This is a genomic window from Kribbella solani (genome assembly GCF_014205295.1).
GTDB lineage: Bacteria > Actinomycetota > Actinomycetes > Propionibacteriales > Kribbellaceae > Kribbella > Kribbella solani.
The window spans coordinates 2,724,572-2,743,720 of record NZ_JACHNF010000001.1; the positions used below are offsets into that span (position 1 = coordinate 2,724,572).

A 19,149-nucleotide genomic window follows, 5' to 3' on the forward strand; every position below is an offset into this window, starting at 1 on the left:
CGGCTCGACATCACCCGCCGGGGTTTCAGCCGCCACCCCGTCCGCGCCCGCTGACTCCGCTTCGCCCTCGGCTCCGTCCGCCCCGGTTTCTCCAGACCTGCGGCCCGTCGACCCCAACTCCACCCCGAACGAACAAGGGGGCTGGTGGCAACAACCCCCCTCCCCCGACCTCTGGGACACGGCAACCGACACCCCGCGCCTCCGCGCCGTCACCCCCGACGACGCAAGCCAATCCGCACCGGCTCCGCAACCCCCTGAAGCCACCGAACCCGCGCCCCCCACCGCCGCCGCCCGAGCCCAAGCAACCTGGGGCGCCCCAGAGCTGGCCCCCGCACCCCCAGAACACTGGACCCAACGCGAGCCCACCGAAGAGGACCTCGCGTACGAAGACCCCGACCCCATCACCCCAGAACCCGAGCCAACCCCCGCCCGAACCCTAAGACTCGCCCCCGCCCCCACCCAGCCAGAAACCGGTACTACCGCCGACAGCACCACCGACGCGACTACAGCAGCCGAAGCCGACAGCACCGACGTGACTGCAGCAACCAACAACGGTGCAGCCGTCGACCCGTCAGCCACTGGCAGTGCAACTGCCGCGGGTAGTACAACCGCCGGAAGCACAGCCGGCGCCAGTACGCCCACCGCCGACGCCAGCGCTGGTACGCCCAACGCTGATGACGTGGACGTGGACGGGGACGCGGATGGGTGGGCCAACGTCAGCTGGACTGAGGAGCCGCGGTTCGCGCCCGTGCCGCGGGAGGACGCGCAGCCGGAAGACGACGACCTGGAGCTGTCCGCGCAGCCGGACTGGGGCAGCCAGTCGGACGACCAGCAGGACGACCAACCGCACGAGGACCTGGCAACCGACGAACCCGCCTGGGGCGTCGAGGCCCGCGACGACCACAATCCGCAAACGCCCGAGCAGGACCAGGGACCGCTGTGGACCATGCCGTCCCAGGACGACGCCACCCAGGAACAGCCCGTCTGGAACCCGCAGGCCTCCAACAACAACCAGCCACCCGAGCAGTACCAGCTCTGGGGCGAGTCCCCACAACAGCCCGACAACCAGCAGCCGGACCAAGGCCAGGCATGGGGTACGGGCCAGCAGCCTGCACAGGAACAGCAGTGGGGCTACGAACAGCAACCCACTGACCAGAACCAGCCGTGGCCTGAGCAGGACCAAGCCCAGGGCTGGGGCGACCAACAGGACGGTCAGCAGAACGGCTGGGGTGTAAGCCAGCAGGCCGCACCCGACGCGGACCCGTGGGGTCAGCAGAACGGACAGCCAGTCGCAGAACAGACCTGGGGCGGCCAGAGCTGGCCGTTGCAGCAGTCCGACACACAGCAAACCAGCAACTCCTCGCAGCCGGCCCAGCACACCCCCCAGCAGTCATGGACCGCGGTCGAGGAGAACGGCCAGCAGGCTTGGGCCGGCAGTCAAGGGAATGGCGGTCAGGGGAATGCTCCTCAGCAGGCCTGGGGTGACGTACCGCAGCGTGCCTGGGGTGATGAAGACGAGAGCTGGGGCGGGCAGGCCGACCTCAGCTCCGGCGTGGGCAAGCGCGACAAGGACAAGAAGAAGCCCAAGGGACCAGGCGGCGGCGGTCCGCTGAGCGGGAAACTGCCGTTGGTGATTGCTGGTGGTCTCGCGCTGGTGATGCTCATCGCCGCCGCGATTTACCTCATCACGAGTGGTAACGACAAGACCGCCGACCCGACGCCGACTGGTACGCCGACCCAGGCCTCACCCACGCCGACGAACCAGAGCAGCACCAAGCCAGGCCAGTCGAAGAACCCCAAGCTGCACGAGGGTGACGGCCGGATCTCGTCGGACGCGATCTCGTTCCCGCGCCGTACTCCGCCGTGGTCGGATCACAAACTGTTCGTCCGGCAGGTGCTCGACTCCAGCGGGCAGCGGATCGTGCTGCAGCGCGACGTGAACGGTACGGATGACTGGACCGCCGACATCTTCGTCGGCGCGCTCGGTACCGGCTCCGGCTTCAACGGCGACCCCAAGGCGACCGCTGCGGCGCTCGCGATCCAGCTGCGGACCAACATGTACGGGAACATCCCGGCGACGTACCAAACGGTCGCGAACGGCGCGGTGAAGAAGTCCGGCAAGTCCGGCTGGTTCTTCAAGCAGTCAGTGACCGCGACGTCGGCCGCGGTGACCGATCGGGTGCTTACGCTGACAGTTGCCGTGTTCGACCTCGGCGACGGCACGGCAGTCGCGTACGTCAGCGGCATCCCCACCAACCGACCTGATCTCCGCACCGCCGAGACCCAGGCCTACCAGGGAATCAACGTTGGCTGAAAACGAGAACCAGACCCCACCCCCCAAACACAGCGCACCCCCAAACCCCCAAGCCGACGAAACCGGCACACCTGAAACCGGCCAGACTGGTTCCGGTGGAACCGGTGCACGTGGGACTGGTGAGGTTGGTTCTGGTGGGATTGGTGGTGGGGGTTCAGACCCTCTGTTCGGACAGTCTCCCGCGCCTGCACCGCCTCCCCCGGCGCCGGTACGCCCGCAGCACGCGGCACCGCAGCAGGGCGCTTCACAGGAGTGGGGAACACAGCACTCCCAGCAGAACCAGCCCAACTCCCCACAACCACAGCAACCACAGTCAGGCCCGCAGCAGGCTGGTTCGTACGGCGCTCCGCAGGCGGGGCTGCAGTCGTCGGGGGCGTACGGCGGAGGTGCTTCGCAGGCCGGACATGCCCCGCGGCCTGAGCGTGGGCAGCTACCGGGACAGCAGGCTGGGCCGGTGCAGGGACAGCAGGCTGGGCCGGTGTGGGGTGGGCAGGGTAGTCAGCAGGGTGGTTCGTACGGCACTTCGCAGGCGGGGCAGCCCGGTGGTCAGCAGCAGGGTGGTCGTCGGATTGGATGGCAGGTACAGGCAACTGGGCCTCAGGCTGGTGGCCCGCAGCCAGGGCAGGCACCCCGCGGCGCTGTCCCAGGGCAAGCTGGAGCCCCCGGGCAAACCCCTGGACCAGCTCAGTCTGGAGGACCCGGTCAGGCCCCTGGACCAGGTCAGGTAGGTGCGCCTGGTCAGGCTGGTCGACCTGGTCAGGTAGGTGGGCATGGTCAGGCTGGTCGACCTGGTCAGGTAGGTGGGCATGGTCAGGCTGGTCGACCTGGTCAGGTAGGTGGGCATGGTCAGGTAGGTGGGCCGCAGCAGGGCGGGCGTGGTGGTGTGCTGGGGCAAGGGGCGCAGGCTGGCGGGTATCAGCAGGTGGCTGGTGGTGGCCGGCATGCTCAGGCGGCGCAGGCTAGTGGGCCAGGCCCGCACGCTGGTGGGCCAGGCCCGCACGCCGGTGGAGCGGTGCCAGGCGCGCCGGCCGGTCGGGTGGGACAAGCGGGTGGTGGGCGGGCTCGGATGGTGGGGGCCTTGGTGTTGGTGGTGGCTGCGTTGGCGGCTACTGGGCTGAGTGTGGGGTGGATCTGGTCGAAGGCGGATGCGGTTTCGCCGGTTTCGTTGCCTTCGGCGGGGAAGCCGTTGGAGACGGTCAGTCCTTCGGTGCAGCCGTCGGAGACGCCTACTCCGCGCGGCCGGGTGATCGGGACCGATCTGGTTGCGGCGAACAAGGACAAGATGCCGATCATGAGTTCGGCGTGGTCGAACGACTTCGATCGGGTCGAGTTGGCCGGTGGGACCGGGATCTGGTTGACGGTGCACAAGAACTACGACGGCAAGAAGAACGACTGGGGCAACTACGTCGGGTTCGGGCAGTTGCCGGCGGACATCCCGTACAAGAACACGCCGGCCGGTTTGAAGGCCGCCGCGGTGCAGGTCGGTGGGCGCACGATCGTCAACCTGTACGACAAGAACGCGACGCTGCTGCCGCCGAAGCCGACGCACCGGGTGATCACCGTCAACGGTCACCCCGGGCATGAGATCGTCGCGCGGGTGGCAGTGAAGCGGCCGAAGCTCGCCGAGACGTTCTCCACGGTGATGATCGCGGTGATCGACCGCGGTGACGGTACGGCGGCGGTGTCGATCGCCGACATCGCGGGCTCGACCCCGGCCTGGCAGAACGTCTGGCGCTACAAGGTCAGCCAGATCACCATCAACTGAAGCGGACCGCCACCACTCACCAACCGCCGCGGGACGTCGGTCGCCCACCACGGACGACCGACGTCCACACAGGAACAAGCAGGGCGAGGCCACCCTCAGGTCGTGGAGTCCGCCGGTTGGTGAGTGCCGCAGGTCCGCCTCAACCGGCAACCCCAGCGCAACGCGACACTCAGCCGCGTACCTCAGCGCACGCGGCGATCCACCGGTCCAGGACGTCCTTCGCCGCGCCGGAGTCGATCGCCTCGGCGGCGCGGTCCATCCCGACCCGGATCCGCGCGGTCACGCTGCCCGCTTCAGGCGTGTACGCCGCCAGCGCCGCGCCCGCGTTGAGCAGTACGACATCACGTACCGCCCCTTGCTCACCATCCACCAACGCGCGAACGACCTTGGCATTGTACGTAGCGTCCGCGCCCTTCAGCGCGTCCGACGAGACCGGCGTGATCCCCAGCTCGCGCGGATCAAGCGTGACCGGCCCTTCGACCTTTCCGCCGCCAACGACCCAGACCTGCGACGTCGTACGGGTCGTCAGCTCGTCCAACCCGTCGTCACCGTGGAAGACCAGCGCGTCGATCCCGCGCCGCGCGAGGACGCCGGCCATCAGCCCGGCCACGCGCCCGTCCGCGACTCCGACCGCCTGCGCGGACGGGTCGCCCGGGTTCGCCAGCGGGCCGAGCAGGTTGAACGTCGTCGGTACGCCGAGTTCGCGCCGCGGGACCGCAGCGTTCCGCAGCGCCGGGTGGAACGCGGAGGCGAAGCAGAACGTGATGCCGGCCCGCTCCCCCACCTCGGCGACCTGTGGGCCGGTGAGGTCGAGCGGGATGCCGAGTTCCTCGAGTACGTCGGCCGCGCCGCAAGCGGACGACGCGGCCCGGTTGCCGTGCTTGACGACCTTCGCGCCGGCGCCGGCCGCGACGATCGCGGACATGGTGCTGATGTTCACGGTGTGGGCCTGGTCACCACCGGTACCGACCACGTCCAGTGTCCGCCCCGGAACGCTGATCGGGGTGGCGAAGTCACGCATCGTCCGGACCAGGCCCTCGACCTCGATGACCGTCTCGCCCTTGGACCGCAGCGCGATCACGAAACCGGCCAGCTGGGCCGGGGTCGCGGCGCCGGACAGGATCTGTTCCATCGCCCACGCGGTGGCGGCGGCCTCCAGGTCCTCGTGCCGCAGCAGCGGTCCGAGAACCTGCGGCCAAGTGTAGGCGCCCACCAGGTCAGGCAGTCGTGGCGGGGAGCTTGGCGATGCGCTGGCGGAGCAGATCGGCGGTGACCTCGGCCAGCCGGATCGGGTCGATCGGGTGCGAGACCGCGCCCTCGGCCCGTGACCAGGTGGCCAGCCAGGCGTCCTGCGGACGGCCGGTGATGACCAGGATCGGCGGGCACTGGAAGATCTCGTCCTTCAGCTGCCGCGCGATCCCGAGGCCGCCGGCCGGCACCGCCTCGCCGTCCAGGACGGCCAGGTCGATCCCGCCCTTGTCCATGGTCTTGATCACGGCCGGCTCGGTCGCGCATTCGACGTACTCGAGCTCGGGCAGGTCGGCGGCCGGCCGCTTGCCGAGGGCCAGCCGGACGGACTCCCGCGTCGTACGGTCGTCGCTGTAGACCAGGACCTTCAGCGGACGCTCTGAACTCATCGATCCATCCCAAGCTGTGTGTCTGTGACGAGTGGACAAGCCGAATGCTACCGGGGCGCCTGTCCGGTCCGGCGAGCCTGTTCCTCCAACCGGTCCAGGCGCCGGTCCTCACGGCGTGCTTCACGCTGCGACTGACGCACCCACTGGACGAACAGAACGGCGAAGAACGCCACCCCGACGAGGTCGCCCGAGCCCCAGAGCAGACCGCCGGCGATGTACTGGTCGCGCAGCGGCGACGGCGGCCAGGCGCGGCCGAAACTCGTGTACCAGTCCTCCGCGATCAGCTTGTTCGCGGACATGATCGTGATCCCGAGGAACGCGTGGAACGGCAGCGTGAGGAACGTCAGCATCAGCCGGAACGGATAGATCACCCGCCCGGGCACCGGGTCCAGTCCGAGCAGCGGCCAGAAGAACAGTGATCCGACCAGGATGAAGTGCAGGTGCAGCAGGTCGTGCAGCGCGGTGGACCGCAGCGTCGCGTCGTACCAGCCACTGAAGTAGAGCGCCCACGGGCTCAGTACGAACAAGGTGAACCCGATCAGCGGGAAGCACATCACCTTCGCGAGCCGTGAATGCAACACGGAGAGCAACCACTTTCGCTGCCGTTGCGGGAGCGTACGAAGCGCCAGCGTGATCGGCGCGCCGAGCGCCATCGCGAGCGGGGTCAGCATCGACAGGATCATGTGCTGGACCATGTGCACGCTGATCAGCACGGTGTCGTACGTGCCGAGCGCGGACTGGGTGGCGATCACCGCGCTGCCCAGACCGACGCCGACGAACGCGAACGTACGCCCGCGGGACCATTTGTCACCCCGCGCGCGCAGCCGGTGGACGCCGTACAGATAGAGCCCGGCCAGCACGATGATCACACCGAGTAACACCGGCTCGAAGGTCCAGCCGGTCAGCAGCCGCAGCGGCGTCAGCGGCTCGATCCGGTCGCCCGGCGTGGCGTGAAGGGGAAGCACGCTTCCACAGTAGAAACAACGGTTGGGCGACATGCACGGGGGTGGTCGTGGCATTCAAGTAGCGGACCGACATAATGACCGCGTGGCCACTGCAACCGCGCTCCCAGCGTCTCGTGAACACGGACACCACGACCGTCCCAGCATGGTCAGTGTCGGCACGATCGTCTGGCTCTCGAGCGAACTGATGTTCTTCGCCGCCCTGTTCGCGGCGTACTTCACGATCCGGTCGGTGACGACCGCGACCGCGCCCGCGGGCACGGAGACGCTCTGGCAGGTGATGACGGAGCACCTGAACGTCCCGTTCGCCTCGGTGAACACGTTCATCCTGGTGGCGTCGTCGTTCACCTGCCAGGCGGGCGTGTTCGCCGCCGAGCACGGCAAGGTGGGCCGGTCCGGCTCGCTGGCGAACATCCGCGCCTGGGGCATGCGTGAGTGGTTCATCCTCACGTACCTGATGGGCGCGGTCTTCGTCGCCGGTCAGGTCACCGAGTACGCCGAGCTGGTGCACGAGGGCATCACCATCTCGGCGAACGCCTACGGCTCGGTCTTCTACCTGGCCACCGGGTTCCACGGTCTGCACGTCACGGGCGGTCTGATCGCCTTCGTGTTCGTCCTGGCCAGGACGTACATGGCCCGCAAGTTCACCCACGAACAGGCCGTCTCGGCGATCGTCGTGTCGTACTACTGGCACTTCGTCGACGTGGTCTGGATCGCCCTGTTCGCGACCATCTACCTGCTCAAATGAGTGAGAAGAGAACTTCCTTGTCACCGGCGCGTTTTCTCTCCGCGCGACGACGGCACCGGTCCGCCGGCCTCGTCGTGCTCCTGTTCGGCCTGCTGGCAGTCGGCTCGGCGTACGCCGCCTTCGCCCCTGACAACGCGGTCGCGGACAACTCGGCCCAGTCCCAGAAGATCGAGGAGGGCAAGAAGCTCTTCGCGGTCGGCTGTTCCAGCTGCCACGGCCTGAACGCCGAGGGCGGCGGGAACGGCGGCGGCAAGATGGCCGGTCCGTCGCTGATCGGTGTCGGCGCGGCCGCGGTCGACTTCCAGGTCGGCACCGGCCGGATGCCGGCGATGCAGCCGGGCGCGCAGATCCCGCGCAAGACCCCGGCGTACTCGGAGCAGGAGATCGAGGCACTGGCCGCGTACGTCGCCTCGCTCGCTCCGGGCCCGGCGGTCCCCGCGTCGGACGCGTACGACGTGAGCAAGGCCACGGACGAGCAGATCACCCGCGGTGGCGAGCTGTTCCGGACCAACTGCACGGCCTGCCACAACTTCGCCGGCAGCGGTGGCGCACTGCCGAACGGCAAGTACGCGCCGTCGCTGATGGGCGTCAGTGAGCGGCACATCTACGAGGCCATGCTGACCGGCCCGCAGCAGATGCCGGTCTTCTCCGACCAGGTGATGCAGCCGGAGGACAAGCGCGACATCATCGCCTACCTGAAGGCGCTGGAGACGCAGAAGAACCCGGGTGGCTTCGGCCTCGGCCGGCTCGGCCCGGTCTCCGAGGGTCTGTGGGGCTGGATCGTCGGAATCGGTCTGCTGGTGGGCGTAGCGGTGTGGATCGGCGCCAAGGGCGTCAAGGCCAAGGGAGTGAAGGCCAAGTGAGTAGCGACAACCTTCCGGTGAAGCCGGAGGAAGAGCAGCACGGCGTCGTCGAGGTCGCGGAGCCGATCCCGGACCCGGGTCTGGAGCCGCACGAGCCGCGGATCACCGACATCGACCCGACGGCGGCCGACCGGGTCGAGCGCCAGGTATCGGCGATGTTCGGTCTGGCCACCCTGCTCGTCCTCGGCGCCTGTGTGGCGTACTTCGCCGTACCGCGGGACGCGACCATCGTCTTCGGCCCGCTGACCGGCAACGCGAACAACATGCTGATCGGTATCGGGCTCGGGCTCGCCCTGTTCCTGATCGGCGCCGGCGCGATCCAGTGGGCCAAGAAGCTGATGGTCGACGAGGAGATCGCCGAGGACCGGCACGCCGCGCACTCGTCGCCGGAGCAGATCGCCGAGATCACCGAGGCGTTCAAGGAAGGTGCCGCGGAGTCCGGCTTCGGCCGCCGCAAGATGATCCGCAACTCGCTGATCGGCGCCCTTGGGGTGCTCGGCCTGCCGGCCATCGTGCTGCTCCGCGACCTCGGTCCGCTGCCGGGCCGGGCGCTGTACAACACGATCTGGGCGAAGGGCATCCGGGTCGTCAACGACGTCACCGACCGCCCGATCAAGCCCTCCGACCTGGTCGTCGGCCAGCTGGTGAACGCCGCCCCGGCGAACCTGGCGCCGATCCAGGAACATGACCCGGTCGAGTACCAGAACGCCAAGGCGAAGGCCGCGGTGATCGTGGTCCGGATCAAGCCGAGCGAGATCCGCACCAAGCCGGGCCGGGAGAACTGGGGTGTCGACGGCATCCTCTGCTACTCCAAGATCTGCACCCACGTCGGTTGCCCGATCTCGCTGTACGAGCAGACCACGCACCACGTGCTCTGCCCGTGCCACCAGTCGACCTTCGACCTGGCCGACAGCGCCAAGGTCGTCTTCGGCCCGGCGGCCCGGCCACTACCTCAGCTACCGTTGACGGTGGACAGTGAGGGCTACCTGGTTGCGCAGAGCGGCTTCGACGAGCCGGTCGGCCCGAGCTTCTTCGAACGAGGGTGACAGCAGTGTCAACAAACACAGAGTTCCCTGGACCGGTCAAGTGGGTCGACGATCGCCTCGGCATCGCCAAGATCGGGAAGAAGAACCTGCGCAAGATCTTCCCGGACCACTGGTCCTTCATGCTCGGCGAGATCGCGCTCTACAGCTTCATCATCCTGATCCTCACCGGTACCTTCCTGACCTTCTGGTTCAAGCCGTCGATGGCCGAGGTCGAGTACCAGGGCTCGTACAGCCTGCTCAAGGGCCTGCACATGTCGGAGGCGTACGCCTCCACGCTGGACCTCTCGTTCGACGTCCGTGGCGGTCTGCTGATGCGGCAGATCCACCACTGGGCCGCGATCCTGTTCATCGCCGCGATGATGGTGCACCTGCTCCGGATGTTCTTCACCGGCGCGTTCCGCAAGCCGCGCGAGCTGAACTGGGTGATCGGGTTCGCGATGCTGTTCCTCGGCATCATCGAGGGCTTCCTCGGGTACGGCCTGCCGGACGACCTGCTGTCCGGTACCGGTCTGCGCATCACCAACGGCATGATCCAGGCGTCACCGGTGATCGGCACGTATCTGAACTTCTTCATCTTCGGCGGTGAGTTCCCCGGCGGCGACTTCGTCTCCCGGTTCTTCATCGTGCACGTGCTGCTGATACCGGGCATCATCCTGGCCCTCGTCACCGTGCACCTGTTCCTGGTCGTGTACCACAAGCACACCCAGTACGCGGGTCCGGGCCGGACGCAGAAGAACGTGGTCGGCTACCCGCTGTTCCCGGTGTACACGGCCAAGGCCGGCGGCTTCTTCTTCGTGGTCTTCGGCATCACCGCCCTGATGGGGGCGCTGATGCAGATCAACCCGGTCTGGCTGTACGGGCCGTACAACCCGGCCGAAGTGACCGCCGGCGCGCAGCCGGACTGGTACATGGGCTGGCTGGAAGGTTCGGTACGTATCTTCCCGGGCTTCGAATCGCATTTCTGGGGTATCACGCTCAGCTGGAACCTGATCATCCCGGCGCTGATCATTCCGCCGGCGTTCGTCACGCTGGTCGCGGCGTACCCGTTCATCGAGGGGTGGATCACCGGCGACAAACGTGAGCACCACCTGCTCGACCGGCCCCGGGACGTACCGACCCGGACCGGTATCGGCGTCGCGTTCATCACCTTCTACGCGATGCTGTGGATCGGTGGCGGTAACGACCTGATCGCGACCCACTTCCACCTGTCGCTGAACAACGTGACGTGGTTCCTGCGGTTCGCGGTGATCCTGGGGCCGATCCTGGCGTTCTGGATCACCCGGCGGTGGGCGATCTCGCTGCAGCGGGCCGACCACGAGCGGCTGCTGCACGGTCTGGAGACCGGCGTGATCATGCGCGACGCGGACGGCAAGTACACCGAGAAGCACCAGCCGATCTCGACCTTCGAGGCGTACTCGCTGACCGCCCGCGACCGGGTCGTACCGCACGAGCTGGGCCCGGAGACGGACGAGAACGGTGTCCGCGCCCCGCGCCGGGCGCTGAACAAGCTCCGCGCCCGGCTGTCCCGCTTCTACTTCGCGGACGCGGTGCAGAAGCCGACGGCGGCCGAGATCGAGGAGGCGCACGAGCACGCTCACGACGCCGACGAGATCCACGAGCTGACCGAAGAGACCGAAACCTACCGAGAGGTCACGAGCGACCGCTCCTGATCACTCAACACCTCGAAGGGCCCGCGGCTACGTGCCGCGGGCCCTTCGTCGTTCAGTCGATCGCTTCGGTGAGGGCGGTCAGGTACTTCGTGATGGTCGCCTGGTCGTCCTTTGTGAAGGTGCTGGTGGTGGCGACCAGCTGGTCCAGGAGTGGGCCGAAGAACTGCCAGCCGAGCGCGATCGCGCTGTCGGAGACCTGAAGCCGGCTGCTGCGGCCGTCCGTACGGCTTCTGCGGCGTTCGACGTGACCGGCGGCCTCTAGACGGTGGATGACCGCCGTTGTCGCCTGGGAGGTCATTCCAAGCTGTTGGGCGAGCCAGGTGGGCGTGGCTTCCACTCCGGCGCGTTCGGCGTCCAGGAGGCGTACCAGGGCGCGTACGTCGGTGTTGTGCAGTCCGGTCGTCTTCGCGAACTCCCCGATCGCCAGGTCGAGCCGCAGCGCGACGTCCCGCAGGCGGTGCACCAGCTCCAGGGCAGCGGCTCGTTCCGGGTCCCGGGGCCTCACTCCTTCACGCATACCCGGCAATTTACCTCACTCAGTGAGCTATTGTCGGGATCATGAGCTTCGAGGACGCGTACGCCGCCCTGCTCCGCAGGTGGGAGGTCCCGGTCGAGCAACTCGACATCGCCGGCACCCATGTGAACGTGTGCGGGCCGGTCGACGGTCCGCCGGTAGTACTTCTGGCCGGGCACGGCGCCACCGCTCCGGTCTGGTTCGCGGTCGCACCTCGGCTCGCTGAGCGTTACCGGGTATACGCGCCCGACCTCCCCGGCGACGCGGGCCTCAGCACCGCTCCCCCACCCCGTACGGTCACCGATCTGATGACCTGGCTCGCAACAGTCCTTCACGGGCTGAAGGACCCGTGGCTGGTGGGCCATTCGTACGGCGCGTGGATCGCCCTTACGTACGCACTCCGGTCCCCCGTCGGGAGACTGACCCTGCTCGACCCCACGGACTGTTTCACCGGCCTGAAGCCCACGTACGTAGCGAGAGCCCTCCCCATGCTCCTCAAACCGTCAGAGCCCCGCTACAAGTCCTTCATCCAGTGGGAAACCCAGGGCCTCCCCATAGACCCCGACTGGCTGAACCTGTCCGCCCTGGCCACCCTCCGACCCACCACCCGCCCCGTAAAACCCCACCGCCCCCACACCTTCAAAAACCTCCCGCCCACCACCGTCGTAGTGGCAGACCGCTCAAAGGCCCACAACCCCCAAACCCTCACCCAACAAGCCCACACCACCGGCGCAACCGTCGTACACCTCCCCCAAGCCACCCACCACTCCCTACCAGCCCTCCACGCCAACGAGCTGATAGCCGCACTACTCAGTCAGTAGCCTTCGGATGCCCACAGCCAGCCACCCGAATCCACACCGTCTTCTTCGCGGCGTCGACCAGGTACCAAATGCGACCACCAGCGGTCACTTCGTACTGCCACTGCTCCATGCCGTCGACAGTCCCCAGAGCCCCCTTCAAACGGTGATGGCGCTTCTTCGGCGGGAACGGGGCTGGGTCCAGCCGGATCGCCTCGTAGGCCTCCCACAGGTTCGAAGCCGCTTTCCGGGATAGATCCTCCCAGCCCTTCGCGGCGTCGTTCGTACCGAACTTGAGTAGCCATTGCCCGGGCTGGGCCGGTGGGGCGACCCGGTCGCCCCGCTTCGCCGGCGTCACGTGGGCGGAGCAGGCGGAGAGACCGCCCCGCCGTCTTCGACAATCTGCGAGCTCAGCACGCGCAGCAGCTCGGGATCGGCGTAAACCTCGGCGGTGTTGCGCCATTCGGTGATCAGCTGCACGACTGGCGCGGGATTGCCGAACTCGGCGCCGGCGCCCATCACCTCGATGAAATCGCGGACGAATTCGATCTTCTCGTCAGTGGGCAGGAACCTGATCCAGGGGAAAACCTGGGGCAACACATCCAGCAGGTGCTTCGAGCGCAGCACCGGGTCACCGGCGATGGCACCCAGCAGCCGGATGGCCAGATTCACCACCACCTCGTCCTGCTCCGCCTTGGACGCGGTGGTGAGGATCAAATCCTCCTCCACGCCTCGCCGACGGACACGCAGCGCCCGGGCACGACTCTGCTTCAGCTTCTCAACTGTCTCGTTGGAACGCTGAAGCAGGTCGCTGAACGTCACTTCCTGCAGGCCCATACTTCAAAGGTAGTTCAAAGGTATCGCGATCACAACCTGGCTCTGACGCGCGTCAGGACAGGGCTGAGCCGGCCTTGTAGGTGGCCCAGGTGGTGTTCCAGTCGGTCCAGCCGTTGCCTGGTTCCATGTGGCGGGAGGTGCCGGTGACGATGACCGGGTCGCCGCGGAGGGTCTGGTTGTAGTACCACTGGGCGTCCTTGAGGCTCATGCCGACGCAGCCGTGGCTGACGTTGGCGCTGCCCTGGCTGCCGGTGGACCACGGGGCGCCGTGGATGAACTCGCCGGAGCTGGTGACCCGCTGGGCCCAGCGCACGTCGCTGATGTTGTAGTAGTTCGGGTCGCCGGGCTTGATGCCGACGGTGGCGGCGTCCATCCGCTTGGTCGGGAACTTCTCCATGATCACCTTGACGCCGCTGCGGGTGGTGAACCCGTCCTTGCCGGCGGTGATCGGGATGGACCGGGCCAGTTTGCCGTTGATCGTCACGGTCATCACGTGCTTCTTCACGTTCACGTTGCTGACCACGGACTTGCCGATGTCGAAGGCGATCGTCCGGCTGGACGTACCCCAGGTGTTGTTGCCCGCGTTCACGCCCTGGGTGTCGATGTTCACGGTCACCTTGGTACCGGCCGGCCAGTAGTTCTTCGGGCGGTAGTTGACCTGCTTGCTGTTCACCCAGTGCCAGCTGCCGTCGACCGGGACCGAGGTCTTCACGGACAGCTGCTTCTCGACCGCGGCACGGTCCTTGACCGGGTTGTTCCAGTAGATCTGGATCGGCAGCGCGACGCCGACGGTCTCCCCGTTCAGCGGGACCACCGATGCCTTCAGGCTCTTCGTCGCCTTCAGCGTCTTGAAGGTCGAGCTGATCGGTACGCTCGCGCCGTCCGTACCCTCCGCGGAACCACTGACCGTGTACGTCGCGTTCGGCTTGAGCAGCGCGGCGGAGGTCCACTGGGTCTTGTCGGTGTTGAAGCTGCCGGTGACCTTGTCGCCGTCGTCGTCCTTCAGCGTCACGTCGTTGAGCTTGCCCGCCGTCGTGCTCACGGTGACCGGCTTGTCCGGCTGCACCGCGGTCGCGCCCTTGGCCGGCACCACCGAGATCGCCGCCGCGGCGGACTCCGACGGGGTGGTCGACGCGCCTGGCGTGTTCGAGGCACCCGGGGTGCTGCTCTGCGAGCTCGACGCACCCGGCGTCGACTGGCCGTTGCCACCGCTGCCGGCCTTCGTGTCACTGCAGGCCGTCCCGGCCACCAGCAGCACGCAAATGCCGGCCACGGCCAGGCCGTGCTTCCTCACCGAACCGCTTACCATTCCCCAGCTCTCCCCTGTTTAGTCAAACCGCGGTAAGGGTAACGTGCCGCGGCGACATTTCTCAGCATCGCATCACCAGGTAACCGGTACGGACCATAACGATCGCACCGGCTACGCCTCTCAGACATCCTCTAAGACGCACGAAAGCGCCGCCCGGTTCGTTCCCGGACGGCGCTTTTCGTACGATTCTCAATCAGTGCGCGTGGTCACCGCGGTAGTACTCGAAGATGAAACCACTCAGCGTGATGATGCCGACCCCGCAGCCGACGATGAACAGCCACCAGCCGACGGCGATGCCGAGCACCACCACCGACAGCGACAGCGCGCACCACAGCGGCCACCAGGAGTGTGGCGGGAAGAAGCCGAGCTCACCGGCCCCTTCGACGATCTCCGCTTCCTTGCGGTCCTCCGGACGGGCGTCCATCCGGCGGGCGGTGACGCTGAGGTAGAACGCCACCAGCAGTGCCAGGAAGAACGTCATCACCAGCGCGGTGGTACCGGTCGGATCTTCCGACATCAGCCAGTAGATCGGCGTGACCACCAGCAGGAACACACTCAGGATCCCGAAGACCCAGGCTTCGACCTTCACGCCTTGTCCTTCCCTTCGGTCCCGCTATCGCCGGAGTCGTCAGCCTGCTCGACCTGCTCGGCCAGCTGGTCGACCCGGCCCGCGTCGTCACCCGCGTCCAGCAGGTTGTCCTTGCCGGCCTTGTTGTCCGGGTACTCCGCCAGGGCGATGTCCGCGTGGTGCAGATCGAACGCCGGCGACTCGGAACGGATCCGCGGCAGCGACACGAAGTTGTGCCGCGGCGGCGGGGAACTGGTCGCCCACTCCAGCGAACGGCCCCAGCCCCACGGGTCGTCGACACCGACCTTGGGCGACTTACGGGACTTGTAGACGTTGTAGAAGAACGGCAGCATCGACATGCCGAGAATGAAGGCGCCAATGCTGGAAACCTCGTTCAGCGTGGTGAAGCCTTCGTTCGCGCCGTAGTCGGCGTACCGCCGCGGCATGCCCTCGACACCCAGCCAGTGCTGGACCAGGAACGTGGTGTGGAAGCCGATGAACAGCAGCCAGAAGTGCAGTTTGCCGAGCCGCTCGTCGAGCATCCGCCCGGTGAACTTCGGCCACCAGAAGTAGAACCCTGCGAACATCGCGAACACGACCGTACCGAAGACGACGTAGTGGAAGTGCGCCACCACGAAGTACGAGTCGGAGAGCTGGTAGTCGAGCGCCGGCGAGGCCAGGATGACGCCGGTCAGACCGCCGAAGAGGAAGGTGGTCAGGAAGCCCACCGACCAGAGCATCGGTGTGTCGAACGACACCGATCCGCCCCAGATCGTGCCGATCCAGTTGAAGAACTTCACTCCGGTCGGTACGGCGATCAGGAAGGTCATGAACGAGAAGAACGGCAGGTTCACCGCGCCGGTGACGAACATGTGGTGCGCCCACACCGCCACCGAAAGGACCGCGATACCGAGCGTCGCGCTGACCAGGCCGATGTACCCGAAGACGGGCTTGCGGCTGAACACCGGCAGGATCTCGGTGACGATGCCGAAGAACGGCAGCGCGATGATGTACACCTCTGGATGCCCGAAGAACCAGAACAGGTGTTGCCAGAGTATGGGTCCGCCGTTTGCCGCGTCGAAGACGTGTGCCCCGAGTGATCGATCCGCCTCCAGCACCAGCAGCGCCGCCGCCAGGATCGGGAACGCGATCAGTACCAGGATCGACGTGACCAGGATGTTCCAGGTGAAGATCGGCATCCGGAACATGGTCATGCCGGGCGCGCGCATGGTGATGATGGTGGTGATGAAGTTCACCGCGCCGAGGATCGTACCCAGACCGGCCAGGTACAGGCCCATGATCCACAGGTCGCCGCCGACACCCGGTGAGCGGACCGCGTTGGACAGCGGCGCGTACGCGAACCAGCCGAAGTCGGCCGCGCCGCCCGGAGTGAAGAAGCCGCTGATCGTGATCGTGCCGCCGAACAGGAACAGCCAGTAGCTGAACATGTTCAGCCGCGGGAACGCGACGTCCGGGGCACCGATCTGGATCGGCATGATCTCGTTCGCGAAGCCGACGAACAGCGGCGTCGCGAACAGCAGCAGCATGATCGTGCCGTGCATGGTGAAGAGCTGGTTGTAGACCTCTTCGTTCACGATCTGCAGGCCCGGCTTGGCCAGCTCGGCGCGGATCAGCAGCGCCATCACGCCGCCGATCAGGAAGAACACGAACGACGTGACCAGGTACATGTGCCCGATCAGCTTGTGGTCGGTCGTGGTCAGGTACTTGACCAGCAGCTGGCCCTTGGTACGCCGCCGGGGCAGCGCGGTGGTACCGATAGCGCCGGTGCGCTCGGCGAAGTCGGTCACTTGTGACCCCCGGTCCCGAGAATGGTCGTGGCGTCGGCGCCACCTGTTGCCGCGCCGGTCTGGCCCTTGGCGGCCAGCTCGCGCAGGTGTGCGTCGTACTCGTCGCGGCTGACCACCTTGACGCTGAAGACCATCCGGCTGTGGTACAGGCCGCAGAGCTCAGCGCACTTGCCGGCGAAGGTGCCGGTCTTGGTCGGGGTCAGCTCGAACTTGTTGGTCTTGCCCGGGATCACGTCGAGCTTGAAGTAGAACGACGGCACCCAGAAGGAGTGGATCACGTCCTGCGCGGTCAGGTCGAAGTGCACCGACTCGTTCACCGGCAGCCACAGCGTGGCCGGCTTGTCCAGGGTGCCGGTCTCCCAGACGCCCTGCTTGCCGTCGACGGTGTCCTTGTAGTTGAAGGTCCACTGCCACTGCTGGCCCACCACGTTCACGGTGTGCTGCGGGTTGGCGTCCATCTTGGTCACCTGGTTGCCGTGCTCCACGGTGTAGAAGAACAGCACACCGATGATCGCGAACGGTGCCAGCGTGTAGAGCACCTCCAGCGGCAGGTTGTAGCGCACCTGCCGGGGCGCTTCCTCGTTCCGCTTGCGGTACCGCACCACGACGAACAGGATCAGGCCCCAGACCATCACACCGATGATCAGTGCGGCCGTCCAGGCGCCGATCCAGAGGCTTCTGATCGCCTCGGTCCGGTCAGATGCACCCTCGGGCAGACCGAGTCGTTTCCACTGCTCAGTGGTCGCCGACGAACAACCGGTCAGCAACAGGGTGCCGAGCACCACTGCCGCACCGACCAGTAGGCGTCGCTTCGCCGGACGTGTGGCACCAGCAGAACCTGCCGGTCGCTCATCCACTCCGGGCGTGCCGTTCGAACCCACGGGGCGCCTTTCCCTTCCCAAGTGAGACTGACGACCAAACACTACTGGACACCCTCCCGGCTTCCGCGCATAGGTAGGGCTTAGCGTTTCCCGTGTGAGTGAGCGTGCGTATCTGGACGCCGCGTCGGCCGAGCCGATGCACCCCGCGGCGCGGGAAATGTTGCTGTCGGCGGTGGATTCCGGCTGGGCCGATCCGGTCCGTCTGCACCATGAAGGACGGACTGCCAGACTGCTGCTGGACAACGCCCGCGCAGTGCTTGCTCAGGCCGTTGGAGTGCGTCCTGACGAGCTGTACCTGACCACGTCCGGCACAGCGGCCATCGAGGTCGGTCTGGCCGCTCTGACGGCCGCACGGCGCCGCGTCGGTACGACAGTGGTGCACAGTGCGGTCGAGCACTCCGCTGTACTGCACAGCGCCGGTGACGCGGGTGTGGAGATCGGTGTGGACATCCGCGGCCAGGTGGATCAGGAGGCGTTCGCCCATGCCGTACGCGAGCCGGGTGTGGCCGTGGCTGCTGTCCAGTCGGCCAACCATGAAGTGGGTACGAGGCAACCGATCGCCGCGATCGCCCAGGACTGCAACGACGTACCGCTGTTTGTTGATGCATCAGCGTCGATAGGACATGACCCAGTCCCCACCGGCTGGTCGATGCTGGCGGCCAGTGCGCACAAGTGGGGCGGTCCGGCCGGTGTAGGACTACTGGCGGTACGGAAAGGCACGCGGATCGCTCCGCCCTGGCCGATGGACCAGCGCGAGGACGGCCTGTCCCCCGGCTTCCCGGACGTACCGAACGCACTGGCGGCCGCTGCAGCTCTGCAAGCGCGTCTGAGTGAAGCCGATGAACTCAACAAACAGCATCGGACCTGGATAGACGAGCTGCGGCACCGGATCGCCACCGACGTACCGGACGTGGAGGTAGTAGGTGATCCGGACGATCGCCTGCCGCACATCCTCACGTTCTCGTGTCTGTACGTAGACGGCGAGGCCCTGGTGACTGCATTGGATGCTGAGGGCTTCGCTGTCTCCAGCGGTTCGGCGTGTACGTCCAGCACGCTCCGCCCGTCGCATGTACTGGCAGCCATGGGCGTACTGACTCATGGCAACGTACGGGTGTCACTGAGCCGCGAGACCAGCCACGAGGACGTCCAACGGTTCAGTGCGGTGCTCCCGGGCATCGTGCAGCGGATCAGAGCAGAGGTGGGGATGTGAACGTCGAGCTGGACTGCCGCGGCCTGCTCTGCCCACTCCCGGTGATCAAACTGGCCAAGGCGCTACCGACCGTTGCCGTCGGCGACACCATCACCGTGCTCGCCGACGACCCAGCCGCGGCGACCGACATCCCGGCGTGGTGCCGGATGCGTTCCCAGGAGCTGGTGTCGGCCGGGGAAAATCAGTACGTCGTACGCCGGGTCGGCTGACACACTCCGCG

Annotated in this window: 20 protein-coding genes; 9 read left to right on the forward strand and 11 right to left on the reverse strand. The window is 66.9% G+C overall.

Features of this window, described 5'->3' with window-relative positions:
• Window positions 1–532 precede the first annotated feature (532 nt).
• Window positions 533–2,314, forward strand: coding sequence for a hypothetical protein (locus HDA44_RS12225; protein ID WP_184833886.1), 1,782 nt, complete (start codon window positions 533–535; stop codon window positions 2,312–2,314).
• Between the two features lie 430 nt (window positions 2,315–2,744).
• Here the strand turns inward: HDA44_RS12225 and HDA44_RS12230 are convergent, their stop codons facing one another.
• Window positions 2,745–3,257, reverse strand: coding sequence for a hypothetical protein (locus HDA44_RS12230; RefSeq protein ID WP_184833888.1), 513 nt, complete (start codon window positions 3,255–3,257; stop codon window positions 2,745–2,747).
• Window positions 3,258–3,404: 147 nt separating this feature from the next.
• On the opposite strand from HDA44_RS12230, the gene HDA44_RS12235 reads away from it, so the two are divergent.
• Window positions 3,405–4,079: a hypothetical protein gene (locus HDA44_RS12235; RefSeq protein WP_337905892.1), complete on the forward strand. Its 675-nt coding sequence runs from the start codon at window positions 3,405–3,407 to the stop codon at window positions 4,077–4,079.
• A gap of 169 nt (window positions 4,080–4,248) precedes the next feature.
• Here HDA44_RS12235 and trpD read toward each other — a convergent pair whose 3' ends face one another.
• Genes trpD through HDA44_RS12250 form a run of 3 tightly spaced genes read right to left on the reverse strand, consistent with a single transcriptional unit; the run spans window position 4,249 to window position 6,681 of the window.
• Entirely contained in the window at window positions 4,249–5,295 is a 1,047-nt protein-coding gene (gene trpD / locus HDA44_RS12240; protein WP_202888140.1) for an anthranilate phosphoribosyltransferase, read from the reverse strand.
• Window position 5,296: 1 nt separating this feature from the next.
• A complete protein-coding gene (locus HDA44_RS12245) occupies window positions 5,297–5,716 on the reverse strand; it encodes an Rv3143 family two-component system response regulator (protein WP_184833892.1) in 420 nt (139 codons plus the stop codon).
• A 47-nt stretch (window positions 5,717–5,763) separates the two neighbouring features.
• A complete protein-coding gene (locus HDA44_RS12250; protein ID WP_184833894.1) occupies window positions 5,764–6,681 on the reverse strand; it encodes a cytochrome c oxidase assembly protein in 918 nt (305 codons plus the stop codon).
• A gap of 31 nt (window positions 6,682–6,712) precedes the next feature.
• Here HDA44_RS12250 and ctaE point away from each other — a divergent pair, with 31 nt between their 5' ends.
• From ctaE to qcrB, 4 genes are read left to right on the forward strand one after another with little or no spacing between them, the layout of a single operon-like run.
• The gene (gene ctaE, locus HDA44_RS12255; RefSeq protein WP_184833896.1) at window positions 6,713–7,426 is read left to right on the forward strand and encodes an aa3-type cytochrome oxidase subunit III; all 714 of its coding nucleotides are present in this window, start codon (window positions 6,713–6,715) and stop codon (window positions 7,424–7,426) included.
• Window positions 7,423–8,289, forward strand: coding sequence for a cytochrome bc1 complex diheme cytochrome c subunit (gene qcrC / locus HDA44_RS12260; protein WP_184833898.1), 867 nt, complete (start codon window positions 7,423–7,425; stop codon window positions 8,287–8,289). The genes ctaE and qcrC overlap by 4 nt, the downstream gene beginning before the upstream one ends.
• A 17-nt stretch (window positions 8,290–8,306) precedes the next feature.
• The gene (gene qcrA / locus HDA44_RS12265) at window positions 8,307–9,335 is read left to right on the forward strand and encodes a cytochrome bc1 complex Rieske iron-sulfur subunit (protein WP_337906818.1); all 1,029 of its coding nucleotides are present in this window, start codon (window positions 8,307–8,309) and stop codon (window positions 9,333–9,335) included.
• Window positions 9,336–9,340: 5 nt separating this feature from the next.
• The gene (gene qcrB / locus HDA44_RS12270; protein ID WP_408954178.1) at window positions 9,341–11,005 is read left to right on the forward strand and encodes a cytochrome bc1 complex cytochrome b subunit; all 1,665 of its coding nucleotides are present in this window, start codon (window positions 9,341–9,343) and stop codon (window positions 11,003–11,005) included.
• Window positions 11,006–11,057: 52 nt separating this feature from the next.
• Here the strand turns inward: qcrB and HDA44_RS12275 are convergent, their stop codons facing one another.
• The gene (locus HDA44_RS12275; protein ID WP_184833904.1) at window positions 11,058–11,522 is read right to left on the reverse strand and encodes a MarR family winged helix-turn-helix transcriptional regulator; all 465 of its coding nucleotides are present in this window, start codon (window positions 11,520–11,522) and stop codon (window positions 11,058–11,060) included.
• Between the two features lie 41 nt (window positions 11,523–11,563).
• On the opposite strand from HDA44_RS12275, the gene HDA44_RS12280 reads away from it, so the two are divergent.
• The gene (locus tag HDA44_RS12280) at window positions 11,564–12,340 is read left to right on the forward strand and encodes an alpha/beta fold hydrolase (protein WP_184833906.1); all 777 of its coding nucleotides are present in this window, start codon (window positions 11,564–11,566) and stop codon (window positions 12,338–12,340) included.
• On the opposite strand, the gene HDA44_RS12285 is transcribed toward HDA44_RS12280, so the two are convergent.
• The 6 genes from HDA44_RS12285 to ctaC all read right to left on the reverse strand — a co-directional run bounded on the left by HDA44_RS12285 (window position 12,330) and on the right by ctaC (window position 17,623).
• Window positions 12,330–12,674 (reverse strand): hypothetical protein, encoded by a 345-nt coding sequence (locus HDA44_RS12285; RefSeq protein WP_184833908.1) that lies wholly within the window; start codon window positions 12,672–12,674, stop codon window positions 12,330–12,332. The two genes, HDA44_RS12280 and HDA44_RS12285, sit on opposite strands and share 11 nt — an antisense overlap.
• Window positions 12,671–13,153, reverse strand: a complete 483-nt coding sequence (locus HDA44_RS12290) for a hypothetical protein (RefSeq protein WP_184833910.1) — start codon at window positions 13,151–13,153, stop codon at window positions 12,671–12,673. The genes HDA44_RS12285 and HDA44_RS12290 overlap by 4 nt, the downstream gene beginning before the upstream one ends.
• A 52-nt stretch (window positions 13,154–13,205) precedes the next feature.
• Window positions 13,206–14,447 (reverse strand): L,D-transpeptidase, encoded by a 1,242-nt coding sequence (locus tag HDA44_RS12295; protein ID WP_337905893.1) that lies wholly within the window; start codon window positions 14,445–14,447, stop codon window positions 13,206–13,208.
• Between the two features lie 208 nt (window positions 14,448–14,655).
• Window positions 14,656–15,051 (reverse strand): aa3-type cytochrome oxidase subunit IV, encoded by a 396-nt coding sequence (locus tag HDA44_RS12300; protein WP_184833914.1) that lies wholly within the window; start codon window positions 15,049–15,051, stop codon window positions 14,656–14,658.
• Window positions 15,048–16,808 (reverse strand): aa3-type cytochrome oxidase subunit I, encoded by a 1,761-nt coding sequence (ctaD, locus tag HDA44_RS12305; protein WP_184843450.1) that lies wholly within the window; start codon window positions 16,806–16,808, stop codon window positions 15,048–15,050. Before ctaD ends, HDA44_RS12300 begins: the two co-directional genes overlap by 4 nt.
• Window positions 16,809–16,834: 26 nt before the next feature.
• Entirely contained in the window at window positions 16,835–17,623 is a 789-nt protein-coding gene (gene ctaC / locus HDA44_RS12310) for an aa3-type cytochrome oxidase subunit II (protein WP_337905894.1), read from the reverse strand.
• Between the two features lie 190 nt (window positions 17,624–17,813).
• Between ctaC and HDA44_RS12315 the strand changes: the two genes are divergently transcribed.
• Both HDA44_RS12315 and HDA44_RS12320 read left to right on the forward strand, forming a co-directional pair.
• The gene (locus tag HDA44_RS12315; RefSeq protein WP_337905896.1) at window positions 17,814–18,929 is read left to right on the forward strand and encodes a cysteine desulfurase family protein; all 1,116 of its coding nucleotides are present in this window, start codon (window positions 17,814–17,816) and stop codon (window positions 18,927–18,929) included.
• A complete protein-coding gene (locus tag HDA44_RS12320; protein ID WP_184833918.1) occupies window positions 18,926–19,138 on the forward strand; it encodes a sulfurtransferase TusA family protein in 213 nt (70 codons plus the stop codon). Before HDA44_RS12315 ends, HDA44_RS12320 begins: the two co-directional genes overlap by 4 nt.
• Window positions 19,139–19,149: the final 11 nt, after the last annotated feature.